The sequence below is a fragment of the Cupriavidus sp. OTU4054 genome (assembly GCF_038440175.1).
Lineage (GTDB): Bacteria > Pseudomonadota > Gammaproteobacteria > Burkholderiales > Burkholderiaceae > Cupriavidus > Cupriavidus pauculus_D.
The window spans coordinates 53,635-68,776 of the sequence record NZ_JASATF010000022.1 but is presented as its reverse complement, the minus strand read 5'-3'; the positions used below and the strand labels follow the sequence as shown (position 1 = coordinate 68,776).

Sequence of the window (15,142 nt, the reverse complement as noted above, 5' to 3'; positions counted from 1 at the left end):
GTCCTCCAGAGAACATGGTTGGGGAATGACAAATTTTTGACAAGTCGAACTGTATGCGGTCTGTATGACAGTTCCGTGACATCACGCAATGTTCTTTGAAAGTGGCTTCAGCTGGCCGTTTGCGGGTAGCCAGTGTCCCAGGCGCAACCCCGCGGTTGGGTGCCATATGGAGGCGGTTAATTGATAAACTGGCAAATAAAAAGGCCAGCGCAAGGCTGGCCTTTTCGGGAGGGAGCGGAAAATCAGCGCATCACGACTGCAACGCCTTGGCGAGCGTCTGTGCCGCCCGCTCGGCGGTCTCCACCTGCTCCGCTTCCACCATCACCCGCACCACGGGCTCGGTGCCCGACGCGCGAATCAGCACGCGGCCCCGGCCTTCCAGTTCGGGCTCCACGGTCGCGCGCGCGGCCGCGAGGCCCGCGTGGGTCTTCCAGTCGAAACCCTTCTCCACGCGCACGTTGATCAGCGTCTGCGGGAACAGGCTCACGCCCTCGAGCATCTGCGCCAGCGTCTTGCCGCTGCGGCGCAGCGCCGCCAGCACCTGCAGCGCGGAGACGATGCCGTCGCCCGTGGTATGCCGGTCCAGGCAGAGCAGATGGCCGGAGCCTTCGCCGCCGAGCGTCCACTTGTTGCGGTTCAGCTCTTCCAGCACATAGCGGTCGCCGACGTTCGCGCGCACGAACGCCACGCCCAGCCGCTTGAGCGCGAGCTCCACGGCCATGTTCGTCATCAGCGTGCCCACCGCACCTTCCACCTTCTGTCCCGCGGCCTGGCGATCGCGCACGATCACGTACAGCAGCTCGTCGCCGTTGTAGAGGCGGCCCGTGGCATCGACCACCTGCAGGCGGTCGGCATCGCCGTCGAACGCGAGGCCGAGGTCCGCCCCATGCGTCTTGACCGCTTCCACGAGCTTGTCCGGCGCGGTGGCACCGTAACCGGCGTTGATATTGCGGCCGTCGGGCTGGTTGCCGATGGATACCACGTCCGCGCCGAGTTCATGGAACACGTGCGGGGCGATGTGATAGGCGGCGCCATGGGCGCAGTCCACCACGATCTTGAGGCCATGCAGGTCCTGTTCGTACGGGAACGTGCTCTTGCAGAATTCGATATAGCGGCCGGCGGCATCGTCGATGCGCCGCGCGCGGCCCAGGTCGTCCGAGCGCACGCAGACCATGGGCTCCTCGAGCGCGGCCTCGATCTGGGACTCGACGGCATCGGGCAGCTTGTCGCCGTTCGACGAGAAGAACTTGATGCCGTTGTCGTAGTACGGATTGTGGCTGGCCGAAATGACCACGCCCGCCGCAAGGCGCAGCGCGCGCGTCAGATACGCGATGCCCGGCGTGGGCAGCGGCCCCGTCAGCAGCACGTTGACGCCGGCGGACGTGAAGCCCGCCTCCAGCGCGGCTTCGAGCATATAGCCCGAGATCCGCGTGTCCTTGCCGATCAGCACCGTCGGCTTGCCCTGCGTGGTCTTCTGGCTCAGCGCCAGCACCTTGCCCGCGGCATAGCCGAGGCGCATCACGAAATCCGGCGTGATCGGCGACTCGCCGACCCGGCCACGTACTCCATCGGTCCCGAAATATTTACGTGTCATGTGTTCTCGTTCTCCCAGTGCCACCGCCGTGCAAGGCCACTCAGCGTGCGGCGGCAACCGATTCGTGACGGATCGCCCACCACGTCCTGAGGGCGTCCACCGTTTGTTCTACATCGTGCACGCGCACGATAAAGGCGCCGCGCTCCGCGGCGCAGACCGCGGCCGCCAGGCTCGCCGCCACGCGCTGCATCGGCGGCTTGCCCCCGATGATCGCACCGAGCGTCGACTTGCGCGACAATCCCGCCAGAATCGGCAGGTCATCGATCGCGAGCCGCGGCAACTGTGCGAGCAGACGCAGATTATGATCCGGTGTCTTGCCAAAGCCAAAGCCCGGATCGAGCAAGAGGCGCGCCTCGCTCACGCCCGCCGTCCGCAGGGTTGACACGCGTTCCCGCAGGAAATCGGCCACCTCCCCCACCACGTCCGTGTACTGCGGGTCTTCCTGCATGGTCTGCGGATCGCGCTGCATGTGCATGACGCACAACCCTGCGTCGCCCCCGGCCACGGCCTCCACCGCGCCCGGCATGCGGAACCCCCAGATATCGTTGATCAGATCGGCTCCGCCCGCCAGCGCGGCACGCATGACCTCGGGCTTGTAGGTATCGATCGACAGCGGCTTGCCGCAGTCGGCCAGCGCCTCGACGATCGGCATCACGCGCGCGAGCTCCTCGTCCAGCGGCAGCGCCGCGGAGCCGGGCCGGCTCGATTCGCCGCCGATATCGATGATGTCCACGCCCTCGGCGATCATCTGCTCCGCATGGCGCAGCGCGGCGTCGCGCGAGGCATGGCGGCCGCCATCGGAAAACGAATCGGGCGTGACGTTGAGAATGCCCATCACGAGCGGGCGGCGGTCGCGGGCGAAGCGATAGCGCCCGCACTGGAATACGGAAGTGCTCATCGACGGGAGAGTACCAAAAAACGAAAAGAAAAAAAGCCGGTGCCAAAGGCACCGGCTTTTTTTCCAGCGTCGCGGACGATCAGGCCGTCGCGGGCGCGTTGCTCGGCGGGGTCACCGGCGAACCGCCCGAAGGCGTGTTGCCGCCACCGTTCGGACCCGACACGCCACGCGGCGGGCGCGGCGGCTTGCCGGCCATGATGTCGTTGACCTGGTCGGCGTCGATCGTTTCCCACTCCATCAGCGCGTTGGTCATCGCTTCGACCTTGTCGCGGTTCTCTTCGAGCAGGCGCTTGGCCAGCGCATATTGCTCGTCGATGATGCGGCGGATCTCGCTATCGACCTTCACCTGCGTGGCTTCGGACACGGTCTTCGACGACAGCTTGCCGAACATGCCGTCCTGCTCGGTATCGACGTAGACCATCGCGCCGAGCGAGTCGCTCATGCCGAAGCGGGTCACCATGTCGCGGGCGATCTTGGTGGCGCGCTCGAAGTCGTTGGACGCCCCCGTGCTCATGGCGTTGAGGAACACCTCTTCCGCCGCACGGCCGCCGAAGAGAATCGCGATCTCCTCGAGCATGTTGTCCTTGTACTTCGAATACTTGTCATGCTCCGGCAGCTGCCAGGTCACGCCCAGCGCCCAGCCGCGCGGCATGATCGTGACCTTGTGCACCGGATCGGCCTTCGGCAGCAGCTTTGCCACCACCGCGTGGCCGGACTCGTGGTAAGCCGTGGCCTTGCGCTCTTCCTCGCGCATGACCGTCGACTTGCGCTCCGGACCCATGTAGATCTTGTCCTTCGCGTCCTCGAAGTCCTGCATGTCCACCACACGCTTGCTGCGGCGGGCGGCAAACAGCGCGGCCTCGTTGACCAGGTTGGCCAGGTCGGCGCCCGAGAAGCCCGGGGTACCGCGCGCGATCACCGATGCGTCCACGTCGTTGCCGATCGGCACCTTGCGCATATGGACCTTCAGGATCTGCTCGCGGCCGCGGATATCCGGCAGACCGACGTAGACCTGGCGGTCGAAACGGCCCGGACGCAGCAGCGCCTTGTCGAGAACGTCCGAACGGTTGGTCGCGGCGATCACGATCACACCCGAGTTCGCCTCGAAGCCGTCCATCTCGACCAGCATCTGGTTCAGCGTCTGTTCGCGCTCGTCGTTACCGCCGCCCATGCCGGCGCCACGATGGCGGCCGACCGCGTCGATTTCGTCGATGAACACGATGCAGGGGGCCTGCTTCTTCGCGTTTTCGAACATGTCGCGGACGCGGGCGGCGCCCACACCGACGAACATTTCAACGAAGTCCGAACCCGAGATGCTGAAGAACGGCACCTTGGCTTCGCCGGCGATGGCACGCGCCAGCAGCGTCTTGCCGGTACCCGGAGGGCCCACCAGCAGCACGCCGCGCGGGATACGGCCGCCCAGCTTCTGGAATTTCTGCGGATCTTTCAGGAAGTCGACCAGCTCGACCACTTCTTCCTTGGATTCGTCGCACCCGGCAACGTCCTGGAAAGTGACCGCATTCTGGTTCTCGTCGATCAGGCGCGCGCGCGACTTGCCGAACGAGAAGGCACCGCCTTTCCCGCCGCCCTGCATCTGCCGCATCATGTAGAACCAGAACACGATGATGAGCAGGGTGGGCCCGAGATAATAGAGCGCCTGTACGAGGACATTCGGCTCGTCGTCTGCCTTGCCGGTGACCTGCACGCCGTACTTCATCAGATCGCCGACCATCCAGATGTCGCCCGGCGAGATGATGGTGTACTTGGTGCCTTCCTTCGGTGTCACCACCAGATTCCGGCCCTGCACGTCGACGCGGCTCACCTTGCCATTCTTTGCGTCATCCATGAACTGCGAATAGGTGACGCCGTCCTGGGCGCGAGGTTTGTCGAACTGCTTGAAGACGGTGAACAATACCAGCGCGATCACGAGCCAGATTGCCGCCTTTTGAAACAGGTTGTTATTCAAGGCCGAACTCCTTTGCAATTGCCTTGCCAACGGGATAGCTGCATTGCATTGTAATGCAGTGCCCGTTCCTGGGGGTGAAACGCAAAACTATCGGGGCGATAGTGCCTGGATAGGCGCAATCGACCCCTCAATCAACCGATTTCAGATGCCGCCCAAGAATAAAGGTTTCCGACGATTTGTCGCGCGACGCCTTGGGCTTGCGCTTTGCGACCACCTTGAACTGGCGTTTGAACTTTTCCACGATCTGGCTGTAGCCGCTACCGTGGAAACACTTTACCAGCAAAGCACCATCAGGCTTCAGGTGCGCCTGGGCAAATTCCAGCGCCAGGTCGCATAAATACTCGATGCGCGCCGAATCGGCCGAGGCCACACCGGACAAATTGGGGGCCATGTCCGAGATAACAAGGTCGATTCTCGACCCGCCGGACGCTTCCAGCACGACCGATTCGAGCTGCCGGAAAACCGACTCCTCCCGAAAATCGCCCTGAATGAATGTGACGTCGGCCACCGGGTCCATGGGCAGGATATCGATGGCCACCACGGCGCCGTCGATTTTCCCGTCCCTGGCGCGCGGCGAGGCCGCAAGCCGGTTACGGGCGTACTGGCTCCAGCTGCCCGGCGCGGCGCCGAGGTCGACGACCACGCTGCCCGGCTTGATCAGCTTGTCCTGCTCGTCGATTTCCTTGAGCTTGTAGGCGGCCCGGGCGCGATAGCCCTCGCGCTGGGCCATCTTCACGTAAGGGTCGTTGATATGGTCGTGCAGCCACGACTGGTTGAACTTGTTCTTGGCCATGCTGTGCCGTTCCCCGTGCGAGGTTTCATGATCTCGCGCAGGAATCTGTCCCTTTTTCCTGATGTTTACCGCCTGCGGACGCGGTTTTGGCGGATAATACGCGCCACTTTGCCTTTGCAGATCCCATGCCCGCACTACAACTGATTCCCGCCCAGCGTTCCGAACTCCGCTCCCGTGCCCACGGCCTCAATCCCGTCGTGATGGTCGGCGGCGAAGGCCTCACGCGCGCGGTCCTGGCCGAGATCGACCGCAGCCTGGCGGCACATGATCTCATCAAGATCCGCGTGTTCGGCGACGAACGCGACGCGCGTATCGCCATTTACGAAGCGATCTGCGACGAGCTCGACGCCGCCCCGATCCAGCACATCGGCAAGCTGCTGGTCGTCTGGCGTCCGGGTCCGGCCCGCCTGAAGGAAAACCAGGCCGACGATACCGGCCGCCGCCTGCTCAAGCGCTCGGGCGGCTCCGCGCCGCGTACCGTGACCATCCGCAAGCCCAGCGCGGCACCGAATCGCCGCCCGACGCGCAAGGAAGTCACCGTACTGGGCAACGAACGCGTTACCGCGGGCGGCACGGTCAAGCGCTCGCGCGCCCGTCCCGCCAGCCAGAAGAAGAAGTCGCTCGGCTGATTCCGCCGGACCGATGCTTCTCGCCCTCTCCCCACGGGAGAGGGGCATGCACTACTCCCCTGCCGAGCGCGGCGCCGAGGCGCGCCACACCAGCACCAGCGCCAGCACGCTGTGCACGAGGTAGATCACGCTCGACACGCCGTGCAGCATGCCGAACTGCGACTTGTACTGCGATTCGGAGACGCCCACGCCGGCAGCCTGGGCCTTCGCGCGCAGGCTTTCCATAAACGGCTGCACGCCGAAATACCCCGCCAGCACGCACACCAGCATCGCCAGCACGATCCAGCGCAGCGCGCGGTAGCGTGCCGCGCCGCGGCGGATCATCACGTTGCACAGCACGAGCTGGAGCACGCCGATCGTCACGCCGAGAATCGCCTCGGTACGGAACAGATGGCCGGCAATCATGCCGGCGGTCTCCCGGCTGGGCAGCACCGAAAACAGCGTCGGCGCGACCATGTACCCGACGGTCCACAGGCTGCCCGCCCAGACCACCGTCAACAGCAGGAAGATGCGATGCGGTAGCGGGGGCAGGTTCGAATAGGAAGACGAGAACACAGCCGGGCGCCCGTCAGACGTAGCGGACGGTCACGACTTCGTATTCGCGCTCGCCACCCGGGGCCAGCACGGTCGCCACATCGCCCTCGAACTTGCCGATCAGCGCGCGCGCGATGGGCGAGCTCACCGAGATCTTGCCCGAGTCGATATCGGCCTCGTCGTCGCCGACGATCTGGTAGCTCACGTTCTTGCCGGACTCGAGGTCTTCGAGGTCCACGGTCGCGCCGAAGACGATGCGGCCGTCGGTGTCCAGCTGGGTCGGGTCGATGACCTGCGCGGCGGACAGCTTGGCTTCCACTTCCAGGATCCGGCCCTCGATGAACGCCTGCTTTTCCTTGGCGGCATCGTACTCGGCGTTTTCGGACAGGTCGCCCTGTGCGCGCGCTTCGGAGATGGCGTTGATCACCGCGGGGCGTTCGACGGCCTTGAGGCGCTGCAGCTCTTCCTTCAGGAGTTCCGCGCCACGCTTGGTAATCGGAATGGTGCTCATGTCTCGTTCAACAAAAAAATGAGCCGCAGCGGAGCTGGAACCATGCATCCGGGATGCTCCCCCAGAGGCACTTCCGCTCGACCGCGGCTTTCAGATGAAGGTTCGGGGTGATGCGCAGGCGCAACACTCACCGAACGGCGAATTCGACGTAGTGTAGGCCATTACGCCCGCCGGTATCAACCCGGTGCAACGTTGGGTTGCAATGGGAACCGGCGGGAAGGCCCCGTCAGGCGAGCGACGCGTGCAGGCTTTGCAGGTCGTACACCTCGAGGCTCTGCATGTGCTTGAGCCCCTCGACCGCGGCGCGGGCGCCGGCGATCGTGGTGTAGTAAGGCACGCGGTTGGCCAGCGCGGCGATCCGGATCGAACGCGAATCGGCGATGGCCGTGCGCGTCTCATCGACGGTCGTGAAGACCAGCGCGAGTTCGCCGTTCTTGATCATGTCCACGATATGCGGACGGCCGTCCTTGACCTTGTTGACCGTGCGTACCGGAATGCCGGCCGCCTCGATCGCCGAAGCCGTGCCGCGCGTCGCCACGATCGGGTAGCCCAGGTCGTGCAGCATGCGGGCCACGCCCACCGCGCGCGGCTTGTCGCTGTCCTTGACCGTGATCAGCACGGTGCCCTTCTCGGGCAGGCGCGAACCGGCCGCGAGCTGGCTCTTGAACAGCGCCTCGCCGAACACCTTGCCCACGCCCATGACTTCGCCGGTCGAGCGCATTTCGGGTCCAAGCACCGGATCGACGCCCGGGAACTTGTTGAACGGGAACACCGCTTCCTTGACGCTGAAATACGGCGGCACCACCTCGGCGCCGACGCCCTGCGAGTCCAGCGTCTGGCCGGCCATGCAGCGCGCGGCGATCTTGGCCAGCGACAGGCCCGTGGCCTTGGACACGTACGGCACGGTACGCGAGGCGCGCGGATTCACTTCCAGCACGTAGACGGTGTCCTTGCCGTCGGCCTGCTGGATCGCGAACTGCACGTTCATCAGGCCGATCACGTTCAGCGCCTTGGCCATCGCGGCGGTCTGGCGCTTGAGCTCGTCCACGGTCTCCTGCGACAGCGAGTACGGGGGCAGCGAGCACGCGGAGTCGCCCGAGTGGACGCCGGCCTGCTCGATATGCTCCATCACGCCGCCGATGAACACGCGCTGGCCATCGCTCAGCGCATCGACGTCGCACTCGATCGCGTCGTTCAGGAAGCGGTCCAGCAGCACCGGCGAGTCGTTCGATACCTTGACGGCCTCGCGCATGTAGCGCTCGAGGTCGCGCGGCTCGTGCACGATTTCCATCGCGCGGCCGCCCAGCACGTACGATGGACGCACCACGAGCGGGTAGCCGATTTCCTCGGCCAGGCGCAGCGCTTCGTCCTCGGCACGCGCGGTGCGGTTGGGCGGCTGGCGCAGGCCGAGCTCGTTGAGCAGCTTCTGGAAGCGCTCGCGGTCTTCGGCAGCATCGATCATGTCCGGGCTCGTGCCGATGATGGGCACGCCGTTGGCTTCCAGATCCAGCGCGAGCTTCAGCGGGGTCTGGCCGCCGTACTGGACGATCACGCCGACGGGCTTTTCCTTGTCCACGATCTCGAGCACGTCCTCGAGCGTCAGCGGCTCGAAGTACAGGCGGTCCGAGGTGTCGTAGTCGGTGGAAACCGTTTCCGGGTTGCAGTTGACCATGATGGTTTCATAGCCATCCTCGCGCAGCGCGAGCGCCGCGTGCACGCAGCAGTAGTCGAACTCGATGCCCTGGCCGATCCGGTTCGGGCCACCGCCCAGCACCATGATCTTGCGGTTGCCGGTCGGATCCGCTTCGCACTCGCCATGCTCGGCCTCGTAGGTCGAGTACATGTACGCGGTGTTGGTCGCGAATTCGGCGGCGCAGGTGTCCACGCGCTTGTAGACCGGACGCACGTTGCTGGCGATACGCGCTTCGCGCACGGCCTTGGCGTCGGTCTTGAGCAGGCGGGCCAGGCGGCGGTCCGAGAAGCCCTTCTGCTTCAGGTGGCGCAGCTCGGCGGCCGACAGGCTTTCCAGCGTGCGCGCGCGCACCGCGCCTTCGGTCTTGACCAGGTCTTCGATCTGGGCCAGGAACCACGGGTCGATCGCGGTCTCGGCATACACCTCTTCCAGCGACATGCCCAGGCGGAACGCGTCGCCGACGTACCAGATACGGTCCGGACCGGCTTCGCCGATTTCCTCGATCACTTCGTCGCGGTCGGTGGACTTCTCGTCCAGGCCGTCCACGCCGACCTCGAGGCCGCGCAGCGCCTTCTGGAACGACTCCTGGAACGTGCGGCCCATGGCCATCACCTCGCCCACCGACTTCATCTGGGTGGTCAGGTGGCTGTCGGCCTGCGGGAACTTCTCGAACGCGAAACGCGGGATCTTGGTCACCACGTAGTCGATCGACGGCTCGAACGATGCCGGGGTCTGGCCGCCGGTGATCTCGTTCTTGAGCTCGTCGAGCGTGTAGCCGACGGCCAGCTTCGCCGCGACCTTCGCGATCGGGAAGCCCGTGGCCTTGGAGGCCAGTGCCGACGAGCGCGACACGCGCGGGTTCATCTCGATGACGATCATGCGGCCATCGACCGGGTTGATCGAGAACTGCACGTTCGAGCCGCCGGTATCGACGCCGATCTCGCGCAGCACGGCCAGCGAGGCGTTACGCAGGATCTGGTATTCCTTGTCGGTCAGCGTCTGGGCCGGCGCGACGGTGATCGAGTCGCCCGTGTGGATACCCATCGGGTCCAGGTTTTCGATCGAGCAGATGATGATGCAGTTGTCGTTGCGGTCGCGCACGACTTCCATCTCGTACTCTTTCCAGCCGAGCAGCGATTCCTCGATCAGCAGTTCGCGCGTCGGCGACAGGTCCAGGCCGCGCTTGCAGATCTCTTCGAACTCTTCGCGGTTGTAGGCGATACCGCCGCCCGTGCCGCCCAGTGTGAACGACGGGCGAATCACGATCGGGTAGCCGCCGGTGCCGGTTTCCTGCGCGATGCGGCCCTGCACGGCCATCGCCTCGTCCATCGAATGCGCGATGCCGGACTTGGCCGAGCCGAGACCGATCTTGGTCATCGCGTCCTTGAACTTCTGGCGGTCCTCGGCCTTGTCGATCGCCTCGGGCGACGCGCCGATGAGCTCCACCTTGTACTTGTCCAGCACGCCATGGCGATGCAGGTCCAGCGCGCAGTTCAGCGCGGTCTGGCCGCCCATCGTCGGCAGGATCGCGTCGGGGCGCTCCTTGGCGATGATGCGTTCCACGACTTCCCACGTGATGGGCTCGATATAGGTCACGTCGGCCGTGTTCGGGTCCGTCATGATCGTGGCCGGGTTCGAGTTGACCAGCACCACGCGGAAGCCTTCCTCGCGCAGCGCCTTGCAGGCCTGTGCGCCCGAATAGTCGAATTCGCACGCCTGGCCGATGATGATCGGGCCCGCGCCGATGATGAGGATGGTTTGAATGTCTGTGCGCTTTGGCATTGCACGCTCTCTTTGTTGGCCGGTGGCGCGAAACTGTCGCGCACCGCGCCGGATATCAGGATATGGCCGCTCGTCAGTTCAGGGTGGCCGTGGCCAGCTTGGCGCTGAAGCCCAGGAACATCGCCCCGACGCCGCTCGTCATGCCCGCCGAAAGGCGGCGCCGCCGGCGGAACGCGTCGGCAAGCCGCGCGCCCACGAGGATGATCGTGGTCAGGTACGCGAAGCTGCAGACCTGGCACACGAGCCCCAGCGCGACGAACGACAGCGCGGGGTAGCCGAATTGCGGATCGACGAACTGGATGAAGAACGAGATAAAGAACAGGATCGCCTTCGGATTGAGCAGGCTGATGACGAGTGCCTTGCGGAACGGGCTTGGCGATGCACCCACCGCCGGCACCTGCTCCACCGCAGCCTCCGCGGGCTCCCCGCGGCGCAGCCACGCGCGCACCGCGCCGCGCAGCATCTGCAGGCCGATCCACGCGAGGTAGCCCGCGCCCACGTACTTGACGACGTGGAACAGGCCCGGGCTCGCCTTCAGCAGCGACGCGACGCCCGCGGCGGACAGCACCATCAGGATCGCATCGCCGAGAAACACGCCGCACGCGCCGCGATAGCCGGCGCGGATACCGCGCTGGGCCGCGACCGACAGGACATACATCGAATTCGGCCCCGGCAGCAGCACGATAAAGATCGTGCCGAGCAGGAAGGTCCAGAAATCGGTAATGCCGAGGCTGGCGTGCATGAAGGCGTTCATCGCGTCTCTTTTCGTCTCGTTCTCGTCCGGTGGCTTACTGCTTCGCGTCCTTCATCAGCTTGATGAAGCGGTCGAACAGGTACGCCACGTCGTGCGGGCCCGGCGAGGCTTCCGGGTGACCCTGGAAGCAGAACGCGGGCTTGTCGGTCAGCGCGAAACCCTGCAGCGAACCGTCGAACAGCGACGTGTGCGTGACGCGCACGTTGGACGGCAGCGTGTCCGCATCCACGGCAAAGCCATGGTTCTGCGAGGTGATCACGACGCGACCGTCGTCCATGTCCTTGACCGGATGGTTCGCACCGTGGTGGCCGAACTTCATCTTCAGCGTCTTGGCGCCCACCGCGAGGGCCATGATCTGGTGGCCCAGGCAGATGCCGAACGTCGGAATGCCGCGCGCGATGAACTCGCGCGTCGCGGCAATCGCGTAGTCGCAAGGCTCCGGATCGCCGGGGCCGTTCGACAGGAAGATGCCGTCCGGATTCAGCGCGAGCGCGTCGGCGGCGGTGGCCTGTGCGGGCAGCACGGTTACCTTGCAGCCACGCGCGGCGAGCATGCGCAGGATGTTGAACTTGACGCCGTAGTCATAGGCGACCACGTGGAACTGCGGCTTGTCCTGCGTACCGTATCCCGACTCGATGGACCATTCCGACTGCGTCCACTCGTACGGCTCGCGCACGGACACGACCTTGGCCAGGTCCATGCCGGCCAGGCCGGGGAACGAGCGCGCGAGGTCGATGGCCTTCTGGACATTGTCCTCGCCGGCCAGGATGCAGCCGTTCTGGGCGCCCTTCTCGCGCAGGATACGCGTGAGCTTGCGCGTGTCGATGCCGGCGATGGCAACGACCTTCTCCTGCTTGAGGTAATGGCCGAGCGTGTGCTGCTTGCGGAAATTGGAGGCCAGGATCGGCAGATCCTTGATGATCAGGCCGGCGGCATGGACTTTCGTGGCTTCGACATCCTCAACGTTCACGCCGTAATTGCCGATATGCGGATACGTCAGCGTGACGATCTGCCGGGAATAGCTGGGATCGGTGAGGATTTCCTGATAACCGGTGATGGCGGTGTTGAACACCACTTCGCCGATGGTATGGCCGGAAGCGCCAATGGAATAGCCACGAAAGACCGTGCCGTCTGCAAGCGCGAGGATGGCGGACGGAAAAGACGGTAACACGGGTAGGCTCCTGCTGGATTCACCCCGTGACCGACCTGCTCAACGCATCCTGCCCGGGGTCGCGACGGTGGGCAGCGTTTTCGTCACATTGGCACATATCGAATAACCGAATCGTGCGATGTGGAAAATGCTCGCCTGAGTCACGGGCGACCGAGGACGGCGGAAGGTTGGAGTTCCGGTAGTTGGCGGTAGGCGCTAGGGTGAAGGGTTCTGAAAGCGAAACTTTCGAATTATATCCTGCGCCGCCCAATTTCTCAAGTTTTCAAGGACTTGGCGGCGCTCATGGCGCGGCTGGGGGCGGCACGATAGCAGTCACTTCGATCTCCACCCGCGCGCGCGGCTCGACCAGTGCCGACACCTCCACGGCGGTCATGGCCGGGTAATGCGGACCGATGATCTCGCGGTAATGCGCGCCGACGGCCTTGTAGGCTTCCACGTATTCGTCACGGTCCGTCACGTACCACGTCATGCGCGCGATGTGCTCGGGCCTGCCGCCGCCCGCGGCCAGCACGGCCACGACATTGCGCAGCGCCTGCGCGACCTGCTGCGCGAAATCGTCGGTCTCGAACACGTGGTCGGCATTCCAGCCGATCTGGCCGCCGACGAACAGTAACCGGCTGCCGGCCTGCATCTCGGCCATGATGCCGTTGGCGTAGCCACGCGGGGGCGCCCAGCCGGGCGGTTGCAGCGTCTTCATGCGCGGGTCTCCGTCATATGAAAGGCGTCCATGGCGGCACGGACGGTTGCGGGCAGCGGCCGTGGCGCGAGGCTGTCGAGGTCCACGCAGACCAGCCGCGGCGCCGCGGTCAATCGGATATCGCCGGCGGGACCGGCAAAGCGGATATCGAGCACGCAGCTCGACTGCCCGACGTGCGCGACGCGCAGTTCGCGCGTCAGCGGTTCGCCGAGCCGGCTCGGCGCGTGAAAGCGGCACTCGAGGCTCGCGGTGGGCACGCCCGCGCGGTCCGTCGCGTGCATGACGTCGAACGGCCAGTGCAGCGCCTGCGCGAACCAGTCCTCGACGAAATCGTTGAGCATCTCGAAGTAGCGCGGGTAGAACACGATGCCCGCGGGGTCGCAGTGGCCGAAGCGCACGCGCACCGTGCTGCGGAAAGCATTGCCCACGACGGCGCTCATGCCTGCCCCTGCGCCATCTGGCGCAGCCGGAATCGTTGCAGCTTGCCGGTTTCGGTGCGCGGCAGCGCGCTCACGAACTCGAGCCGGCGCGGATACTTGTACGGCGCGATATGCCGCTTTACGTAGTCCTGCAGCGCGGCGCGCGTCTCCTCGTTCGCGGGCACGCCTTCGCGCAGCACCACATAGGCCGTTACCACCTGGCCGCGTTCCGCGTCGGGCCCGCCGACCACGCCGCACTCGGCGACGGACGGATGCTGCATCAGCGTGCCCTCCACTTCCGGGCCCGCGATGTTGTAGCCGGCCGAGATGATCATGTCGTCCGAGCGCGCCTGATAGAAGTAGTAACCGTCGGCGTCGGCGACGAACGTGTCGCCGGGCAGGTTCCAGCCGTCGCGCACATAGGCCTGCTGGCGCGGGTCGTCCAGATAGCGGCAGCCTGTGGGGCCGCGCACCGCGAGCCGGCCCGGCGTGCCGGGCGCCACGGGCTGCATGTCCTCATCGACGATGCGTGCCTCGTAGCCGGGCACCACGCGGCCGATGGCGCCGGGGCGCACGTCGGCGTCCGCGCTCGAGATGAAGATATGCATCATCTCCGTGCCGCCGATGCCGTCGGTCATCTCGATGCCGGTGGCCGCGCGCCATGCGGTCCGCGTGGCATCGGGCAGCGCCTCGCCGGCGGACACGCTCCTGCGCAGGCTACGCAGGTCGAATGTCGGGGCGAGTGCCGCCATCTGGCGATAGAAGGTGGGCGCGGTGAAGACGATCGTCGCGCGGTGCGTCTGAATCAGTGCGAGCAGCGTCTCGGGTGTGAGGCGCTCGGCCAGCACCGCGCTCGCGCCGATACGCAACGGGAAGCACAGCATGCCGCCGAGGCCGAACGTGAAGGCCAGCGGCGGCGTGCCGCAGAACACGTCGTCGGGGGTGGGCTTCAGGACGTGGCGCGGGAACGTGTCGCACATCGCGAGCACATCGCGATGGAAATGCATGCAGCCCTTGGGCTGGCCCGTGGTGCCGCTGGTGAACGCGATCAGGCAGATATCGTCGGCGGCGGTGTCGCATGCGGGAAACGGGCCCTGTTGCGCCGCGCGGGCCATCGAGGTTTCGAGCGCGCCCTCGCCCTCGCCGTTGAAGTAGCGCACCTTGCCGGGCGCGGCCGTGAGGGTTGGGCAGTGGAACTCGCTGTCGGGCCGGAGGTTGGCTTCGAGCTCCTCGCGCAGGCGGGCGTCGCACAGAGCCGCCGAGACCCGGGCCTTGTCGATGATCTGCCTGAGTTCCTTCGCGCGCAGCAGCGGCATGGTCGGCACGACGATCATGCCGGCCTTGACCGCGGCGAGCCAGCTTGCGGCCATCATCAGGTTGTTCGGGCCGCGGAGCAGCACGCGGTTGCCGGGCACGAGCCCCATCTCGCCGACGAGCACGTGTGCGATGCGGTCGACGCGCGCGGCGAGCTCGGCATAGGTGACGGTGCCTTGCGCATGCCGTATGGCGACGCGCGCGCCGCGCCCTTCCGCGATGTGGCGGTCGAGCAGTTCGGTTACGCAGTTGAGGCGCGAGGGATAGCCGGTGTCGGCATTGAACCGGAACGCAGGCCACGCGTCGCGCGGCGGCAGCCGGTCGCGCGCGAACGTGTCGTAGTGGGCGGTGTCGGTGGTGGCGCTCATGCGGGCCTCCCGGTGGGGA

Annotated in this window: 13 protein-coding genes; 1 reads left to right on the top strand and 12 read right to left on the bottom strand. The window is 65.7% G+C overall.

The features are described 5' to 3' along the window. Positions 1–250: 250 nt before the first annotated feature. The 4 genes from glmM to AAHB16_RS23380 form a co-directional block, all read right to left on the bottom strand. Complete coding sequence (gene glmM, locus AAHB16_RS23395) at positions 251–1,594, bottom strand: phosphoglucosamine mutase (protein WP_150371244.1); 1,344 nt, start codon at positions 1,592–1,594, stop codon at positions 251–253. A gap of 40 nt (positions 1,595–1,634) precedes the next feature. Continuing rightward, positions 1,635–2,492 (bottom strand): dihydropteroate synthase, encoded by an 858-nt coding sequence (gene folP, locus AAHB16_RS23390; protein WP_342052109.1) that lies wholly within the window; start codon positions 2,490–2,492, stop codon positions 1,635–1,637. A gap of 79 nt (positions 2,493–2,571) precedes the next feature. Beyond that, entirely contained in the window at positions 2,572–4,458 is a 1,887-nt protein-coding gene (ftsH, locus tag AAHB16_RS23385) for an ATP-dependent zinc metalloprotease FtsH (protein WP_150371242.1), read from the bottom strand. A 127-nt stretch (positions 4,459–4,585) separates the two neighbouring features. Further along, positions 4,586–5,251 carry an RlmE family RNA methyltransferase gene (locus tag AAHB16_RS23380; RefSeq protein ID WP_150371241.1) on the bottom strand — a complete coding sequence of 222 codons (666 nt, stop codon included), beginning with the start codon at positions 5,249–5,251 and terminating at the stop codon, positions 4,586–4,588. Positions 5,252–5,376: 125 nt separating this feature from the next. Here AAHB16_RS23380 and AAHB16_RS23375 point away from each other — a divergent pair, with 125 nt between their 5' ends. Further along, positions 5,377–5,880 (top strand): YhbY family RNA-binding protein, encoded by a 504-nt coding sequence (locus tag AAHB16_RS23375; RefSeq protein ID WP_150371240.1) that lies wholly within the window; start codon positions 5,377–5,379, stop codon positions 5,878–5,880. A gap of 51 nt (positions 5,881–5,931) precedes the next feature. Here AAHB16_RS23375 and AAHB16_RS23370 read toward each other — a convergent pair whose 3' ends face one another. From AAHB16_RS23370 to AAHB16_RS23335, 8 genes are all read right to left on the bottom strand, one after another. Continuing rightward, positions 5,932–6,435 (bottom strand): DUF4149 domain-containing protein, encoded by a 504-nt coding sequence (locus tag AAHB16_RS23370; RefSeq protein WP_150371239.1) that lies wholly within the window; start codon positions 6,433–6,435, stop codon positions 5,932–5,934. Positions 6,436–6,448: 13 nt separating this feature from the next. Continuing rightward, positions 6,449–6,925 carry a transcription elongation factor GreA gene (greA, locus tag AAHB16_RS23365; protein ID WP_109580648.1) on the bottom strand — a complete coding sequence of 159 codons (477 nt, stop codon included), beginning with the start codon at positions 6,923–6,925 and terminating at the stop codon, positions 6,449–6,451. A gap of 226 nt (positions 6,926–7,151) precedes the next feature. Then, positions 7,152–10,400: a carbamoyl-phosphate synthase large subunit gene (carB, locus tag AAHB16_RS23360; protein WP_150371238.1), complete on the bottom strand. Its 3,249-nt coding sequence runs from the start codon at positions 10,398–10,400 to the stop codon at positions 7,152–7,154. Positions 10,401–10,473: 73 nt separating this feature from the next. Beyond that, positions 10,474–11,154: a leucine efflux protein LeuE gene (gene leuE / locus AAHB16_RS23355; RefSeq protein ID WP_342052108.1), complete on the bottom strand. Its 681-nt coding sequence runs from the start codon at positions 11,152–11,154 to the stop codon at positions 10,474–10,476. Between the two features lie 34 nt (positions 11,155–11,188). Further along, the gene (gene carA, locus AAHB16_RS23350) at positions 11,189–12,325 is read right to left on the bottom strand and encodes a glutamine-hydrolyzing carbamoyl-phosphate synthase small subunit (protein ID WP_150371236.1); all 1,137 of its coding nucleotides are present in this window, start codon (positions 12,323–12,325) and stop codon (positions 11,189–11,191) included. A 280-nt stretch (positions 12,326–12,605) separates the two neighbouring features. Further along, the gene (locus AAHB16_RS23345) at positions 12,606–13,022 is read right to left on the bottom strand and encodes a RidA family protein (RefSeq protein ID WP_150371235.1); all 417 of its coding nucleotides are present in this window, start codon (positions 13,020–13,022) and stop codon (positions 12,606–12,608) included. Further along, the gene (locus tag AAHB16_RS23340; protein WP_223851404.1) at positions 13,019–13,462 is read right to left on the bottom strand and encodes an acyl-CoA thioesterase; all 444 of its coding nucleotides are present in this window, start codon (positions 13,460–13,462) and stop codon (positions 13,019–13,021) included. The genes AAHB16_RS23345 and AAHB16_RS23340 overlap by 4 nt, the downstream gene beginning before the upstream one ends. Beyond that, on the bottom strand, positions 13,459–15,123 hold the full coding sequence (locus tag AAHB16_RS23335; RefSeq protein ID WP_342052107.1) for an AMP-binding protein: 1,665 nt from the start codon (positions 15,121–15,123) through the stop codon (positions 13,459–13,461). The genes AAHB16_RS23340 and AAHB16_RS23335 overlap by 4 nt, the downstream gene beginning before the upstream one ends. Positions 15,124–15,142 lie beyond the last annotated feature (19 nt).